This is a genomic window from Pseudomonas sp. Irchel s3b5 (genome assembly GCF_900187435.1).
In the GTDB taxonomy this organism is placed as follows: domain Bacteria; phylum Pseudomonadota; class Gammaproteobacteria; order Pseudomonadales; family Pseudomonadaceae; genus Aquipseudomonas.
In genome coordinates this window covers 47,669-61,943 of record NZ_FYDY01000019.1, presented here as the reverse complement: position 1 = coordinate 61,943, position 14,275 = coordinate 47,669, and the positions used below count along the sequence as shown (strand labels likewise).

At 56.8% G+C, this 14,275-nt stretch carries 15 protein-coding genes; all 15 read right to left on the bottom strand.

Going from position 1 to position 14,275, the window contains the following annotated elements; translation table 11 throughout:
• The 15 genes from CKW15_RS19035 to mnmG all read right to left on the bottom strand — a co-directional run bounded on the left by CKW15_RS19035 (nt 1) and on the right by mnmG (nt 13,953).
• Nucleotides 1-777 carry a DeoR/GlpR family DNA-binding transcription regulator gene (locus CKW15_RS19035; protein WP_095057926.1) on the bottom strand — a complete coding sequence of 259 codons (777 nt, stop codon included), beginning with the start codon at nt 775-777 and terminating at the stop codon, nt 1-3.
• Nucleotides 778-969: 192 nt separating this feature from the next.
• The gene (gene glmU, locus CKW15_RS19030) at nt 970-2,337 is read right to left on the bottom strand and encodes a bifunctional UDP-N-acetylglucosamine diphosphorylase/glucosamine-1-phosphate N-acetyltransferase GlmU (RefSeq protein WP_095057927.1); all 1,368 of its coding nucleotides are present in this window, start codon (nt 2,335-2,337) and stop codon (nt 970-972) included.
• Nucleotides 2,338-2,449: 112 nt separating this feature from the next.
• Nucleotides 2,450-2,875, bottom strand: coding sequence for a F0F1 ATP synthase subunit epsilon (locus CKW15_RS19025; RefSeq protein WP_059403770.1), 426 nt, complete (start codon nt 2,873-2,875; stop codon nt 2,450-2,452).
• Nucleotides 2,876-2,920: 45 nt separating this feature from the next.
• A complete protein-coding gene (gene atpD / locus CKW15_RS19020; RefSeq protein ID WP_095057928.1) occupies nt 2,921-4,300 on the bottom strand; it encodes a F0F1 ATP synthase subunit beta in 1,380 nt (459 codons plus the stop codon).
• Nucleotides 4,301-4,327: 27 nt separating this feature from the next.
• Nucleotides 4,328-5,188, bottom strand: a complete 861-nt coding sequence (atpG, locus tag CKW15_RS19015; RefSeq protein WP_095057929.1) for a F0F1 ATP synthase subunit gamma — start codon at nt 5,186-5,188, stop codon at nt 4,328-4,330.
• A gap of 50 nt (nt 5,189-5,238) precedes the next feature.
• Nucleotides 5,239-6,783, bottom strand: a complete 1,545-nt coding sequence (gene atpA, locus CKW15_RS19010) for a F0F1 ATP synthase subunit alpha (protein WP_030132553.1) — start codon at nt 6,781-6,783, stop codon at nt 5,239-5,241.
• A 21-nt stretch (nt 6,784-6,804) separates the two neighbouring features.
• The gene (locus CKW15_RS19005) at nt 6,805-7,341 is read right to left on the bottom strand and encodes a F0F1 ATP synthase subunit delta (RefSeq protein WP_008045680.1); all 537 of its coding nucleotides are present in this window, start codon (nt 7,339-7,341) and stop codon (nt 6,805-6,807) included.
• Between the two features lie 12 nt (nt 7,342-7,353).
• The gene (locus CKW15_RS19000; RefSeq protein WP_008045681.1) at nt 7,354-7,824 is read right to left on the bottom strand and encodes a F0F1 ATP synthase subunit B; all 471 of its coding nucleotides are present in this window, start codon (nt 7,822-7,824) and stop codon (nt 7,354-7,356) included.
• Nucleotides 7,825-7,882: 58 nt separating this feature from the next.
• Entirely contained in the window at nt 7,883-8,140 is a 258-nt protein-coding gene (gene atpE, locus CKW15_RS18995; protein WP_003097235.1) for a F0F1 ATP synthase subunit C, read from the bottom strand.
• Nucleotides 8,141-8,273: 133 nt separating this feature from the next.
• Nucleotides 8,274-9,143 (bottom strand): F0F1 ATP synthase subunit A, encoded by an 870-nt coding sequence (gene atpB / locus CKW15_RS18990; RefSeq protein WP_053164051.1) that lies wholly within the window; start codon nt 9,141-9,143, stop codon nt 8,274-8,276.
• Between the two features lie 16 nt (nt 9,144-9,159).
• Nucleotides 9,160-9,567, bottom strand: coding sequence for a F0F1 ATP synthase subunit I (locus CKW15_RS18985; RefSeq protein WP_008045685.1), 408 nt, complete (start codon nt 9,565-9,567; stop codon nt 9,160-9,162).
• 148 nt (nt 9,568-9,715) lie between these two features.
• Nucleotides 9,716-10,588, bottom strand: a complete 873-nt coding sequence (locus CKW15_RS18980; protein WP_095057930.1) for a ParB/RepB/Spo0J family partition protein — start codon at nt 10,586-10,588, stop codon at nt 9,716-9,718.
• A gap of 9 nt (nt 10,589-10,597) precedes the next feature.
• The gene (locus CKW15_RS18975) at nt 10,598-11,395 is read right to left on the bottom strand and encodes a ParA family protein (protein WP_053164056.1); all 798 of its coding nucleotides are present in this window, start codon (nt 11,393-11,395) and stop codon (nt 10,598-10,600) included.
• 18 nt (nt 11,396-11,413) lie between these two features.
• Nucleotides 11,414-12,058: a 16S rRNA (guanine(527)-N(7))-methyltransferase RsmG gene (gene rsmG / locus CKW15_RS18970; protein ID WP_095057931.1), complete on the bottom strand. Its 645-nt coding sequence runs from the start codon at nt 12,056-12,058 to the stop codon at nt 11,414-11,416.
• Nucleotides 12,055-13,953, bottom strand: a complete 1,899-nt coding sequence (gene mnmG / locus CKW15_RS18965) for a tRNA uridine-5-carboxymethylaminomethyl(34) synthesis enzyme MnmG (protein WP_095152581.1) — start codon at nt 13,951-13,953, stop codon at nt 12,055-12,057. The genes rsmG and mnmG overlap by 4 nt, the downstream gene beginning before the upstream one ends.
• Between the last annotated feature and the right edge of the window lie 322 nt (nt 13,954-14,275).

The window sequence follows — 14,275 nt, the reverse complement described above, 5'->3', positions numbered from 1 at the left end:
CTATTTCTCCTGACTGACAGCCGCGCAAATCAACGTGATACCGCGGGCCTGAATCTGATCCCGTGCCTCAAGGGGCAGGCGATCATCGGTAATAAGGGTATGGACGCTGCTCCAGGGCAGCTCCAGATTGGGAATTTTGCGGCCGATTTTGTCGGCCTCGACCATCACCACCACTTCACGGGCCACTTCAGCCATGACCCGGCTAAGCCCCAATAATTCATTGAAGGTGGTGGTACCGCGAACCAGATCGATGCCATCGGCACCAATGAACAACTGGTCGAAGTCGTAAGAGCGCAGAACCTGCTCGGCCACCTGCCCCTGAAAGGACTCGGAATGCGGATCCCAGGTGCCGCCGGTCATCAACAGCACCGGCTCGTGCTCAAGTTCGCTCAAAGCATTGGCGACATGCAGGGAGTTGGTCATCACCACCAAACCCGGTTGTTGGCCGAGCTCGGGAATCATGGAGGCGGTTGTACTGCCGCTGTCGATGATGATGCGCGCATGTTCGCGAATTCGCGCAACGGCAGCGCGGGCAATGGCTTGTTTGTATTTGGAGACTGGCTCGCCGACATCGGCCACCAATTCCTGAGGCATGGTGATCGCCCCGCCATAACGCCGCAGCAACAGACCGTTGCTTTCTAGTGCCGCCAGATCCTTGCGAATCGTAACTTCAGACGTTTCGAAACGCTTGGCCAACTCGTCCACACTCACTTCGCCCTGCTCGTTGAGCAAGGTGAGAATGTTGTGGCGGCGTTGTGGTGTATTGCGCTTTGACATGCTGGATAAGTTTCGATTCGAAAGATAACGAAAGCAATAAAAACCTATCGGTGAAACTTCGTCAAGGGCGAGGCGATAAAAAGAGCTGTGGATAACCAGTAGGAGCGAACTTGCTCGCAATGGAAGCGATGCATCTATTCAGAAAGATAGCGTCATCGTTCGTCCATCGCGAGCAAGAGGGCTGTGTATAACTTACGACTTCTTGATTTTTTCCGGCCGCTTCCAGCCGTCGATGTTCTTCTGCCGAGCACGCCCAACTGCCAACTGCGCTTTATCCACAGTTGAGGTAATCGTCGAACCGGCCGCCGTGGTTGCACCGTCCAAGATATCCACAGGCGCTACCAACGAGTTATTGGAGCCGATGAACACATCTTCGCCCAACACGGTTTTCCACTTGTTGGCGCCGTCATAGTTGCAAGTGATGGTGCCGGCACCAATGTTGGTACGCGCACCGATCTCGGCATCGCCCAGATACGACAAATGACCAGCCTTGGCGCCCTCTCCCAAATGCGCGTTCTTCAGCTCGACAAAGTTACCCACATGCGCCCGAGCATCCAGTACGGAACCCGGACGCAACCGTGCGAACGGACCGGCATCGCTGCCTTCGCCCAGAATCGCACCGTCGATATGGCTGTTGGCCTTGATCACCACGCCCTTGCGCAGGGTGCTGTCCTTGATCACGCAGTTCGGGCCGATGATCACGTCGTCTTCGATGATCACTTTGCCTTCGAGGATGACGTTGATATCGATCAGCACATCACGGCCTACCGTAATGTCGCCGCGAACATCGAAACGTGCCGGATCGCGCAGCGTCACACCTTGCGCCATCAAACGGCGACCGGCGCGCAGTTGATAATGCCGCTCCAGCTCGGACAGCTGCTTGCGGTCGTTGGCGCCCTGCACTTCCATCGCGTCGTGGGGTTGTTCGGTGGCGACGATCAGACCGTCACTCACCGCCATGGCGATCACGTCGGTCAGGTAGTACTCGCCCTGCGCATTGTTGTTGGACAAGCGGCTCATCCAGTCGCCGAGGCGTGCGAAAGGCAACGCCAGGATGCCGGTGTTGCCTTCGGTGATTTTGCGTTGGGCTTCGTTGGCATCTTTCTGCTCGACGATGGCGGTGACCTTGCCATCGCCATCACGAACGATACGGCCGTACCCGGTCGGATCATCCAGATCGACGGTCAACAGACCCAGCTGTTGTGGGCTTACCTGCTTGAGCAGACGCTGAAGCGTTTCGACTTCGATCAACGGCACGTCACCGTAGAGCACCAGCACCGTGTCGGATTCAATAAATGGCACCGCTTGAGCCACCGCGTGGCCTGTACCCAGCTGCTTGTCCTGCAGAACGAAATTCAGATCATCCGCTGCCAGACGTTCACGCACAGCATCGGCGCCGTGACCGATCACCACATGAATGCGCTGTGGATCAAGTTGCCGGGCGCTGTGGATAACATGACCCAGCATCGAGTTGCCGGCAATCGGGTGCAATACTTTTGGCAAAGCCGAGCGCATGCGCGTGCCTTGGCCAGCAGCGAGGATAACGATTTCAAGAGACATGACTGGCTACCAATCCTGGGTGGTCAGCGGCTGCGACCGGGTTTAAAAATCGGAAAAGAAAAAAGGGTAGCCGAGGCTACCCTTTTTAATCAATCACACAACAAGCGCAGCCTTAGTGGCCAAACTTCTTGCGGATCTGCTGGACGGTGCGCAGCTGAGCTGCGGCCTCGGCCAGACGTGCGGCAGCAGAACCGTAATCGAATTCTGCGCCACGTTCATGCAAGGCCTTCTCGGCAGCCTTGACGGCTTCCTGAGCGGAGGCTTCATCCAGGTCGGCAGCACGTTGCACGGTGTCGGCAAGAACCTTGACCATGTTCGGCTGAACCTCGAGGAAACCACCGGAGATGTAAAACACCTCCTCTTCCCCGCCCTGCTTGACCAGGCGGATCGGCCCTGGCTTCAGATTAGTGATCAGCGGCGCGTGACCCAGAGCGATACCAAGATCACCCAGTGCACCGTGCGCAATCACCATCTCGACCAGACCGGAAAAGATTTCCCCTTCCGCGCTGACGATATCGCAATGGACTGTCATAGCCATCTGATTGCCTCAACCTAAATTAGCGCCCGTTGCCGGGCGCCGGGATTACAGTTTCTTGGCTTTTTCGATCGCTTCTTCGATGCCGCCAACCATGTAGAACGCTTGTTCTGGCAGGTGGTCGTAGTCACCGTTGAGGATGCCTTTGAAGCCAGCAATGGTGTCTTTCAGGGAAACGTATTTACCCGATGCACCGGTGAAGACTTCAGCCACGAAGAACGGCTGCGACAAGAAGCGCTGGATCTTACGAGCACGGTTTACCAACTGCTTGTCGGCTTCCGACAGCTCGTCCATACCCAGGATCGCAATGATGTCCTTCAGTTCTTTGTAACGCTGCAGAACGTACTGAACGCCGCGAGCGGTGTCGTAGTGGTCCTGGCCGATTACGTTCGGGTCCAGCTGGCGCGAAGTCGAGTCGAGTGGATCGACCGCTGGGTAGATACCCAGGGAAGCGATGTCACGGGACAGAACGACGGTAGCGTCCAAGTGGGCGAAGGTGGTCGCTGGCGACGGGTCGGTCAAGTCATCCGCAGGTACGTATACCGCTTGGATCGAAGTGATCGAACCTTCCTTGGTCGAAGTGATACGTTCTTGCAGAACGCCCATCTCTTCAGCCAGGGTCGGCTGGTAACCTACTGCGGAAGGCATACGGCCCAGCAGTGCGGATACTTCAGTACCGGCCAGGGTGTAACGATAGATGTTGTCGACGAACAGCAGAACGTCGTTACCTTCGTCACGGAACTTCTCGGCCATGGTCAGGCCGGTCAGTGCTACGCGCAGACGGTTACCCGGCGGCTCGTTCATCTGACCGTAAACCAGTGCCACTTTGTCCAGAACGTTGGAATCCTTCATCTCGTGGTAGAAGTCGTTACCCTCACGAGTACGCTCACCCACACCGGCGAACACGGAATAACCGCTGTGCTCGATGGCGATGTTACGGATCAGTTCCATCATGTTTACGGTTTTGCCTACACCGGCACCACCGAACAGACCGACTTTACCGCCTTTGGCAAACGGGCAAACCAGGTCGATAACCTTGATGCCGGTTTCCAGCAGGTCGTTGCCGCCTGCCTGTTCAGCGAACGAAGGCGCTGGACGGTGAATGCCCCAACGCTCTTCAGTAGCGATTGGACCAGCTTCGTCGATCGGGTTGCCCAGAACGTCCATGATCCGGCCCAGAGTCGCTTTACCGACCGGTACGGAGATGGCTGCGCCAGAGTCGATAACGTCCAGACCGCGCTTCAAGCCTTCGGTGGAACCCATCGCAATGGTACGAACCACGCCGTCGCCCAGCTGCTGCTGAACTTCCAGGGTGGTCCCGGCCGCGCTTTGTACAGTCAGCGCGTTGTAGATGCTCGGTACGCTGTCGCGTGGAAATTCCACGTCGATAACGGCGCCGATGATTTGAACGATACGTCCGCTACTCATAGCTGGATCCTCTGAATATTTGAACCGTTAAACCGCGGCAGCGCCGCCGACGATTTCCGAGATCTCTTGGGTGATCGCAGCCTGACGCGCCTTGTTGTAGACCAGCTGCAAATCGCTGATCAAATCACCGGCGTTGTCGGTAGCGTTCTTCATCGCGATCATCCGCGCAGCTTGTTCAGCCGCGTTGTTCTCGACCACCGCCTGGTAGACCTGCGACTCCACGTAACGGACCATCAAGCCGTCTAGCAGCTCTTTGGCATCCGGTTCGTAGAGATAGTCCCAGTGGTGCTTGAGGTTCTGATCCGGGGTTGCCACCAGTGGAATCAATTGCTCCACGGTAGGCTGTTGCGTCATGGTGTTGATGAACTTGTTGGACACCACGGACAGGCGGTCAATACGGCCGTCCAGGTAGGCATCCAGCATCACCTTGACGCTGCCGATCAGATCATTGATCGACGGCTCTTCACCCAGGTGGCTGATAGCTGCAACGACGTTACCGCCGAAGTTGCGGAAAAAGGCCGCACCCTTGCTACCAACGACACACAGATCGATCTCGACGCCGTTTTCGCGGTTTACCGCCATGTCCTTGACCAGGGCCTTGAACAGGTTGGTGTTCAAGCCGCCGCACAAACCACGGTCACTGCTCACTACGACATAACCAACGCGCTTGATTTCGCGGTCGATCATGAACGGGTGGCGGTATTCCGGGTTGGCGTTGGCCAGATGCCCAATTACCTGGCGGATACGCTCCGCATAAGGACGGCTAGCAGCCATGCGCATTTGTGCCTTGCGCATTTTGCTGACCGCCACTTTTTCCATGGCGCTGGTAATCTTTTGCGTGCTTTTGATGCTCGCAATCTTACTGCGAATCTCTTTTGCGCCTGCCATGTAACACCTATCAGGTTAGCAAGCGGGAGCCTTGCGGCTCCCGCTGCGGCTTACCAGGTTTGGGTGGCCTTGAACTTCTCGATACCGGCTTTCATGCCAGCGTCGATTTCGTCATTGAAGTCACCTTTCACGTTGATCTTCGCCATCAAATCGGCGTGATCGCGGTTGAAGAAAGCAATCAGCGCTTGCTCGAAGCTGCCGATTTTGGCGATTTCAACGTCAGTCAGGAACCCACGCTCAGCGGCATACAGCGACAGCGCCATGTCAGCGATCGACATTGGTGCGTATTGCTTCTGCTTCATCAGCTCGGTAACGCGCTGACCATGCTCAAGTTGCTTACGGGTCGCTTCGTCCAGGTCAGAAGCGAACTGGGCGAATGCCGCCAGTTCACGGTACTGAGCCAGAGCGGTACGGATACCACCGGACAGCTTCTTGATGATCTTGGTCTGAGCGGCACCACCCACACGGGATACCGAAACACCGGCGTTCACTGCAGGGCGGATGCCCGAGTTGAACATGGCCGATTCCAGGAAGATCTGACCGTCGGTGATGGAAATCACGTTGGTCGGAACGAACGCGGAAACGTCGCCAGCCTGGGTTTCGATGATCGGCAGTGCGGTCAGGGAACCGGTTTTGCCGGTCACTGCGCCGTTGGTGAACTTCTCTACGTATTCTTCCGAAACGCGGGATGCGCGCTCCAGCAGACGGGAGTGGAGATAGAACACGTCGCCTGGGTAAGCTTCACGGCCTGGTGGACGGCGCAGCAGCAGGGAAATCTGGCGGTAAGCCACTGCTTGCTTGGACAGATCGTCATAAACGATCAGCGCGTCTTCACCGCGGTCGCGGAAGAATTCACCCATGGTGCAACCGGAGTACGGTGCCAGGAATTGCAGCGCAGGAGATTCCGAAGCACTGGCAGCCACGATGATCGTGTTGGCCAGGGCGCCGTTTTCTTCCAGCTTGCGAACCACGTTGGCGATGGTCGATTGTTTCTGACCGATGGCTACGTAGACGCAGAAAATGCCGCTGTTCTTCTGGTTGATGATCGCGTCGATCGCCAGAGCGGTTTTACCGATCTGACGGTCACCGATGATCAGCTCACGCTGGCCACGGCCGACAGGGATCATGGCATCGACAGCCTTGTAGCCAGTCTGTACAGGCTGGTCTACCGACTTACGCCAGATCACGCCTGGAGCAACTTTCTCGACCGCGTCGGTCTCGGTGTTGCCCAGTGGACCTTTGCCGTCAACAGGGTTACCCAGTGCGTCGACTACGCGACCCAGCAGTTCCTTACCAACCGGAACTTCCAGGATGCGGCCGGTGCACTTGGCGCTCATGCCTTCAGCCAAAGACTGGTATGCGCCCAATACAACGGCACCTACGGAGTCTTGCTCCAGGTTGAGTGCCATACCGAAGACGCCGCCCGGAAACTCGATCATCTCGCCGTACATTACGTCGGCCAGACCGTGAATCCGCACGATACCGTCAGATACGCTGACGACAGTGCCTTCGTTACGGGCTTGGGAGGTCACATCGAGCTTGTCGATGCGGCCCTTGATAATTTCACTTATTTCGGAAGGATTGAGTTGCTGCATTGCTCTGCTGCCCCTTCAAACTCAAGATTTCAATGCTTCGGCAAGTTTCGCGATTTTGCCGCGAATCGAGCCATCGATAACCAGGTCGCCGGCGCGGATGACGACACCACCAATAAGGGCAGCGTCCTCCGCAACTTGCAGGCGCACTTCCCGGTTGAGTCGTGCACTGAGAACCTTGGCGAGTTTGTCTTGCTGTTCTTGGTTCAATGCAAAAGCACTGGTGACTTCAACGTCTACCGACTTCTCTTGCTCGGCCTTGTACAGGTCGAAAAGAGCGGCAATCTCCGGCAACAGCGGGAGACGGTCGTTTTCGGCAACGACGTGGATGAAGTTCTGTGCCTTGGCATCAAACTTGTCGCCGCACACGTCAATAAACGTGGCGGCCTTTTCTGCGCTCGTCAGTCGCGGGGCCTTGAGCACGCGCTGCATGGTGTCGTCTTCCGACACCGCTGCAGCCAGGCCGAGCATGGCTGACCAATTGGCCAGTTGCTGGTGGGCCTGAGCGTGCTCGAAGGCCGCCTTAGCGTAAGGTCGGGCCAACGTGGTCAGTTCTGCCATGATCGCCCTCGCTTAGATTTCAGCAGCCAGTTGGTTAACCAGCTCTGCGTGCGCGTTTTGATCGATTGTGGCACCCAGGATCTTCTCGGCGCCGCCGACTGCCAGCAAGCCCACTTGGGCACGCAGCGCGTCTTTGACACTGTTCAGTTCCTGTTCGATCTCGGCTTGAGCCTGAACCTTCACACGGTCAGCGTCGACACGGGCTTTTTCAACAGCCTCTTCGACAATCTGGTTACCGCGTTTCTTGGCTTGCTCGATGATTTCAGCTGCCTGAGCTTTCGCTTCGCGCAGTTGGTGACCCGCTTTCTCTTGGGCCAACTCCAGGTCGCGAGCTGCACGGCTGGCAGCGTCCAGACCATCAGCGATCTTCTTTTGACGTTCGTGCAGTGCCGCAATGACCGGAGGCCATACGAACTTCATGCAGAACAGTACAAAAATCAGGAACGCAACGGACTGGCCAATCAGGGTCGCATTAATGTTCACGCCAACACCTCGCAGTTACGTTGTCCATCACACCAAATTACCCGGAAGATCCGAGTAATTAGCCAGCGATTTGACCAACGAACGGGTTCGCAAAGGTGAAGAACAGAGCGATACCAACACCGATCATGGTTACGGCGTCGAGCAGACCGGCAACGATGAACATTTTAACTTGCAGCATTGGGACCATTTCTGGCTGACGCGCTGCGCCTTCCAGGAACTTGCCGCCCAGCAGGCCGAAACCAATTGCGGTACCCAGTGCGCCCAGGCCGATCAACAGTGCAACAGCGATAGCGGTTAGACCAACTACAGTTTCCATCTTTCCTCCCGACTTTTACGTCGTATGGTTTAGGTTTTTTAGATTAAAGCGGTAAAACAAATCGTTTCAGATGCCCCGTAAGGAGCACCTTCCCGTTTTACCGGGAAGGACATCAGACTAGTCGAGACTGGTCTTAATGGTTTTCTTCGTGTGCCATCGACAGGTAAACGATGGTCAACATCATGAAGATGAACGCCTGCAGGGTGATGATCAGGATGTGGAACACAGCCCACGCCCACTGCAGAACAACGCCCAGGCCACTAAGCCAGAGCAGACCGCTGCCGAACATCACAGCAATCAGAATGAAGACCAGCTCGCCGGCATACATGTTGCCGAACAGACGCAGAGCCAGGGAGATCGGCTTGGCGATCAGGGTCACGAATTCCAGCAGGAAGTTCACCGGAATCAGCAGGGCCTGAACGAAGATGTTCTTGCTGCCGAACGGGTGCAGGGTCAGTTCGCCGATGAAGCCGCCGATGCCCTTGACCTTGATGCTATAGAAAATGATCAGTGCGAAAACCGAGATGGCCATGCCCAGAGTCGCGTTCGGGTCGGTGGTCGACACGGCGCGGAACGGGATGTGTGCATCGCCGGAGATCAGGATGGCCAGCTGAGGAATCCAGTCGACCGGTACCAGGTCGACGGCGTTCATCAGGAACACCCAGACGAAGATGGTCAGTGCCAGCGGTGCAATCACCGGGCTACGGCCATGGAAGCTGTCTTTCACGCTGCCATCGACGAATTCGACCAATACTTCAACGAAGTTCTGCAAAGCACCTGGCTGACCGGAGGTCGCTTTCTTCGCCGCCATGCGGAAAAGAAGAACGAAGATCAGACCCAATGCGACCGACCAGCCGAGGGTATCGACGTGGAAAGCCCAGAAGCCCATTTCCTTGGCTTCTGCTGCGGTGTGGGCAAAGCCCCAGCCGCCGGTAGGGTGCTGACCGAAGGTCAGGTTCTGCAAGTGGTGCTGGATATAGCCCGAAGCGGTTGTTTCTGCCATGGTTGCCTCAAACGCCCTAAGGTCTCGAAAGTCTTGTTCTCATCAGCAGGGGAGCGAACCAGCTGACCGACTGAGTCAGCACGAAGGCACCGAATACTGCAATCGGCGCCAGTGGCTTCACACCTGCAAACACCAGTGCAAACAGCACTGCCGTCAAAATCAGTTTGCCTGCCTCGCCGGCATAAAATGACCGGACGATGGACTGGGCTGCTCGGGCGCCGGAAAACCGAAATGCCCTGTGAGCAAAATAAACATTGGGTAGCAAGGCTATCAGGCCTCCGCAGAGTCCCGAGTACCCGGCAACGACTCCATATCGGTACCAGAGCGCCAAAGCGGCGATCAGCAACACGACAAATTGAGCCATTAACACCGGAAAAACTGCCAGACGATGGAAGGGCAAGCGGTTTGGCGTGCGGGTTTCCATCACTTTTACTCTCCAATGGTCGGCTGCCGAAATGCAATAACTTGGCATAATTTGTGCCGACAAAATGCGCGCAGAGTATAGGGGCGGTTCAGCCCCTATTCAACTGTCAGGTAGTGATTTCCGACTGCGCGCTACATGAGTAAATGTTTCAGCGAATATGTGCGAGTACGCCCTGGAGTTCATCCAGGGAGTTGTAGCCAATCACCAGTTGCCCTTTACCCTTCTTCCCATGGCGAATCTGCACCGCAGAGCCTAGGCGCTCGGCCAGACGCTGTTCGAGACGGGCGATATCCGGGTCCGGTTTTGTGGGTTCGACAGGCTCCGGTTTGCCACTCAACCACTGGCGAACCAGTGCTTCAGTCTGGCGCACGGTGAGCCCGCGTGCGACAACATGTCGCGCCCCTTCGACCTGTTGATTTTCCGGCAACCCGAGCAAAGCACGGGCATGGCCCATTTCCAGGTCACCGTGGGACAACATGGTCTTGATGACTTCCGGTAACGAAATCAGGCGCAACAGGTTCGCCACGGTAACCCGCGACTTGCCCACGGCTTCGGCCACCTGTTGCTGGGTCAGCTGGAACTCCTGCTGCAAACGCTGCAGGGCGACCGCTTCCTCGATCGGATTCAGGTCTTCACGCTGGATGTTTTCGATCAGTGCGATGGCGATCGCGGTTTCATCAGGCACATCGCGCACCATTGCCGGGATGGTTTCCTGCCCGGCTTGCTGGCTGGCGCGCCAGCGGCGCTCACCGGCGATGATCTCGAAACGACCGCCACCGATCGGGCGAACCACGATCGGTTGCATAACGCCTTGTGCCTTGATCGACTGCGCCAGCTCTTCGAGCGCCTGAGGATCCATATCACGGCGCGGTTGATACTTACCGCGCTGGAGCAGGTCCAGTGGCAGGTGCTGCAGCTCACGGTGGTCGGCATGCGCCGCCTGTTCTTCCAGCGAGCTGACTGTCGGACCACTCAGCAGTGCATCCAGTCCACGTCCGAGACCTCGTTTCTTGACGGCCATGGGGATTCCTTAAGTTGCCTGAGCGGCGGCGATGCGTGAGTTTTTGCGTTGGCGGCGAACCATCTCGCCAGCCAATGCCAGATAGGCGATGGCGCCCCGCGATGCTTTGTCGTATGCGAGCGCCGGCATACCGTAGCTCGGGGCTTCGGCCAGACGAATGTTGCGCGGGATGACGGTGTCGTAGAGCTGCTCGCCGAAGTGTTCCTTGAGCTGCGCGGACACGTCGTTCATCAGGCTCAGGCGCGGGTCGTACATCGTACGCAGCAAGCCTTCGACCTTGAGGTTCGGGTTCAGCAGTTCAGCGATGCGCTTGATGTTATCCACAAGGTCGCTCAAACCTTCCAGCGCGAAGTACTCGCACTGCATGGGGATAATCACCCCATCGGCGGCCACCAGCGCGTTCAATGTCAGCATCGACAGCGACGGCGGGCAGTCGATCAAAATGTAATCGTAGTTTTCCCGGATCGGCGCCAGCGCGCTGCGCAGACGGCTTTCCTTCATCTGCATTTCCAACAGAACCACTTCGGCCGCGGTCAGGTCGCGGTTGGCCGGCAATAGCTGGTAACCACCGTGTTCGGAGTAGTGCATGGCCTGGGCCAGGTCACATTCACCGATCAACAGGTCGTAGACCGAGTTTTCCAGGCCATGTTTATCCACACCGCTACCCATGGTGGCGTTGCCCTGTGGATCGAGATCGATCAACAACACCCGGCGCTTGGTTGCAACCAGGGATGCTGCGAGGTTGATGCAGGTGGTGGTCTTGCCCACACCACCCTTCTGGTTCGCTATCGCGAATACCTTAGCCATTCTTGCTTGTGTTCCCAATCATGCCGTGCGGCGCAGTATCAGCAGATGGCGTTGGCCTTGGCAACCGGGTACGGCCAGGGCGTGTTCGCTATCGAGGTGGAAGTCTGCCGGCAATGCTACCAGCTCATCGGCGGGATGAACGCCCTTCATTGCCAGCCAACGTGTTTCGGTATCGCCGAGGTGGCGAGTCCAGTTGCTGAAGTTCTCCATGCTGCTGAACGCCCGGGAAATAATCCCGTTGAATGGCAGTTCAGGCTGGAAGGCTTCGACGCGACTGTGGATAACTTGCAGGTTATCCAGTTTGAGTTCGAGTTTGACCTGGGTCAGGAAGCGGGTTTTCTTGCCGTTGCTGTCCAGGCAAGTCACCTGGGACTCTGGAAACAGGATGGCCAGCGGAATACCCGGCATGCCGCCACCGCTGCCAACATCCAGCCAGCGGCCATTTTCGATGAACGACATGACGCTCAGACTATCGAGCAAATGACGGGACACCATTTCGTCCGGATCACGCACGGCGGTGAGGTTGTAAGCCTTGTTCCATTTGATCAACAGGGCCAGGTAACCCAGCAGCTGCGCGTGCTGGGTTTCTGTCAGCGTGACACCAAGCTGGCGAGCACCTGTGGATAACTCTTCTGCGTGTTGCGAAGTGACCAACGAACTCAAGCGCTTTGCTCCAACTGACGGCCCGCGCCGCGTTTTTTCAAATGAATCATCAACAGCGAAATGGCTGCCGGCGTAACACCCGGGATACGTGACGCCTGGCCCAAAGTCTCTGGTCGGGTCGCGCCGAGTTTGCTCTGGATCTCTTTGGAGAGACCGGAAATATTCGTGTAATCGATATCCACAGGCAGTTTCGTGTCTTCGCTAGCGCGCAGACGGGCGATTTCATCCTGTTGACGATCGATGTAACCGGCGTACTTGGTCTTGATTTCGACCTGCTCGGCGACCTGTGGATCTTCTGCACCGCCACCGGTCACGGCGATCAGACCAGCGTAGTCGATTTCCGGACGGCTCAAGAGGTTGAGCAGGTTGTATTCGTGAGTCAGCGGCGTGCCGAATTTTTCGGCGATCGCATCGCCCTGTTCGGTGCCCGGGCGTACCCAGGTACTTTTCAGACGCTGCTCTTCCAGCTCAATGCTTTCGCGCTTTTTGCAGAAAGCCGCCCAACGCGCGTCATCCACCAGGCCCAGTTCGCGACCTTTTTCGGTCAAGCGCAGGTCGGCGTTGTCTTCGCGCAGAATCAGACGGTATTCGGCACGGGACGTGAACATCCGGTACGGCTCTTGGGTACCGAGCGTAATCAGGTCGTCGACCAACACGCCGATGTACGCTTCATCGCGACGCGGGCACCAGGCGTCTTTGCCCTGTGCACGCAGCGCCGCGTTGGTCCCGGCAAGCAAACCCTGGGCGCCGGCTTCTTCGTAACCGGTGGTGCCGTTGATTTGCCCGGCGAAGAACAAGCCGCCGATGACTTTGGTTTCCAGGCTGTATTTCAAATCCCGTGGATCGAAGTAGTCGTACTCGATCGCGTAGCCCGGACGCACGATATGCGCGTTTTCCATGCCGCGAATCGATTGCACGATCTGCAATTGCACGTCGAACGGCAAGCTTGTGGATATCCCGTTCGGATACAGCTCATGGGTGGTCAAACCTTCCGGTTCGATAAACACCTGATGGCTTTCCTTGTCGGCAAAGCGATGGATCTTGTCTTCAATCGACGGGCAGTAACGCGGGCCAATGCCTTCGATCTCACCGGCAGCGGAATACATCGGCGAACGGTCGAGGTTCGCGGCAATGATTTCGTGGGTGCGCGCATTCGTGTGGGTAATCCAGCAGCTGACTTGCTTCGGATGCTGCTCTTTGGACCCCATGAACGACATCACCGGGATCGGCGTATCGCCCGGTTGTTCGGACATCACCGAGAAATCCACAGACCGGCCGTCGATACGCGGTGGAGTACCGGTTTTCAAACGACCCACACGCAATGGCAGTTCACGCAGACGGTGAGCCAGGGCGATCGACGGCGGATCACCGGCGCGACCGCCGGAAAAATTCTGCAAACCGATGTGGATAAGTCCACCGAGGAACGTACCGGTGGTCAACACCACGGAATCGGCGAGGAAACGCAGACCCATTTGCGTGACAACACCACGGACTTGTTCCTGCTCGACGATCAGGTCATCAGCAGCCTGTTGAAATATCCACAGGTTCGGCTGGTTTTCCAGGATTTCGCGGACAGCGGCCTTGTACAGAATCCGGTCTGCCTGGGCGCGGGTTGCACGCACGGCGGGGCCTTTGCGGCTGTTCAATACGCGAAACTGGATGCCGCCCTTATCGGTAGCCATGGCCATCGCGCCGCCGAGGGCATCGATTTCCTTGACCAGGTGGCTTTTGCCGATCCCGCCAATGGCCGGGTTGCAACTCATGGCACCGAGGGTTTCCACGTTATGCGTCAGCAACAGGGTTTTGACCCCCATACGTGCTGAGGCCAGTGCTGCCTCGGTACCGGCATGACCGCCGCCGATGACGATCACTTCAAAACGGGAAGGGAAATCCACCACGCACCTCGTGCCTGCTTAAGTAGGTAATTCAGGAATAGTTTGAGCTCAGGTTTTTGGACCTGGTCGACAAGTATAGGGACTTCGCCGTTCCTAAAGAACCCTTTGCACAAAATTTAACCAGCTGTGGAAAAGTCGCGGTTATAGAAATTAAAAAGAGAGAAATTTATTAAATCTTTGTTTTTATGTTTATTTCTATGAAGCTACATTTCTGTGGATAGATTGACACAGCCCTTTATATTCAATGTGTACAGAGATTCAAAACCCTGTGTTCATGTACCAATGAGGCCCTTGGATAACCGGTGTAAGCCTGTGGATGAAA

Excerpts from the sequence above, each read along its gene's own strand:
- CKW15_RS19005 (WP_008045680.1), bottom strand. The coding sequence starts at position 7,341 with ATGGCAGAACTGACCACGTTGGCCCGACCTTACGCTAAGGCGGCCTTC.
- CKW15_RS19025 (WP_059403770.1), bottom strand. The coding sequence starts at position 2,875 with ATGGCTATGACAGTCCATTGCGATATCGTCAGCGCGGAAGGGGAAATC.
- atpE (WP_003097235.1), bottom strand. The coding sequence starts at position 8,140 with ATGGAAACTGTAGTTGGTCTAACCGCTATCGCTGTTGCACTGTTGATC.
- CKW15_RS18985 (WP_008045685.1), bottom strand. The coding sequence starts at position 9,567 with ATGGAAACCCGCACGCCAAACCGCTTGCCCTTCCATCGTCTGGCAGTT.
- atpG (WP_095057929.1), bottom strand. The coding sequence starts at position 5,188 with ATGGCAGGCGCAAAAGAGATTCGCAGTAAGATTGCGAGCATCAAAAGC.
- CKW15_RS18980 (WP_095057930.1), bottom strand. The coding sequence starts at position 10,588 with ATGGCCGTCAAGAAACGAGGTCTCGGACGTGGACTGGATGCACTGCTG.
- atpA (WP_030132553.1), bottom strand. The coding sequence starts at position 6,783 with ATGCAGCAACTCAATCCTTCCGAAATAAGTGAAATTATCAAGGGCCGC.
- glmU (WP_095057927.1), bottom strand. The coding sequence starts at position 2,337 with ATGTCTCTTGAAATCGTTATCCTCGCTGCTGGCCAAGGCACGCGCATG.
- atpD (WP_095057928.1), bottom strand. The coding sequence starts at position 4,300 with ATGAGTAGCGGACGTATCGTTCAAATCATCGGCGCCGTTATCGACGTG.
- CKW15_RS18975 (WP_053164056.1), bottom strand. The coding sequence starts at position 11,395 with ATGGCTAAGGTATTCGCGATAGCGAACCAGAAGGGTGGTGTGGGCAAG.
- CKW15_RS19035 (WP_095057926.1), bottom strand. The coding sequence starts at position 777 with ATGTCAAAGCGCAATACACCACAACGCCGCCACAACATTCTCACCTTG.
- atpB (WP_053164051.1), bottom strand. The coding sequence starts at position 9,143 with ATGGCAGAAACAACCGCTTCGGGCTATATCCAGCACCACTTGCAGAAC.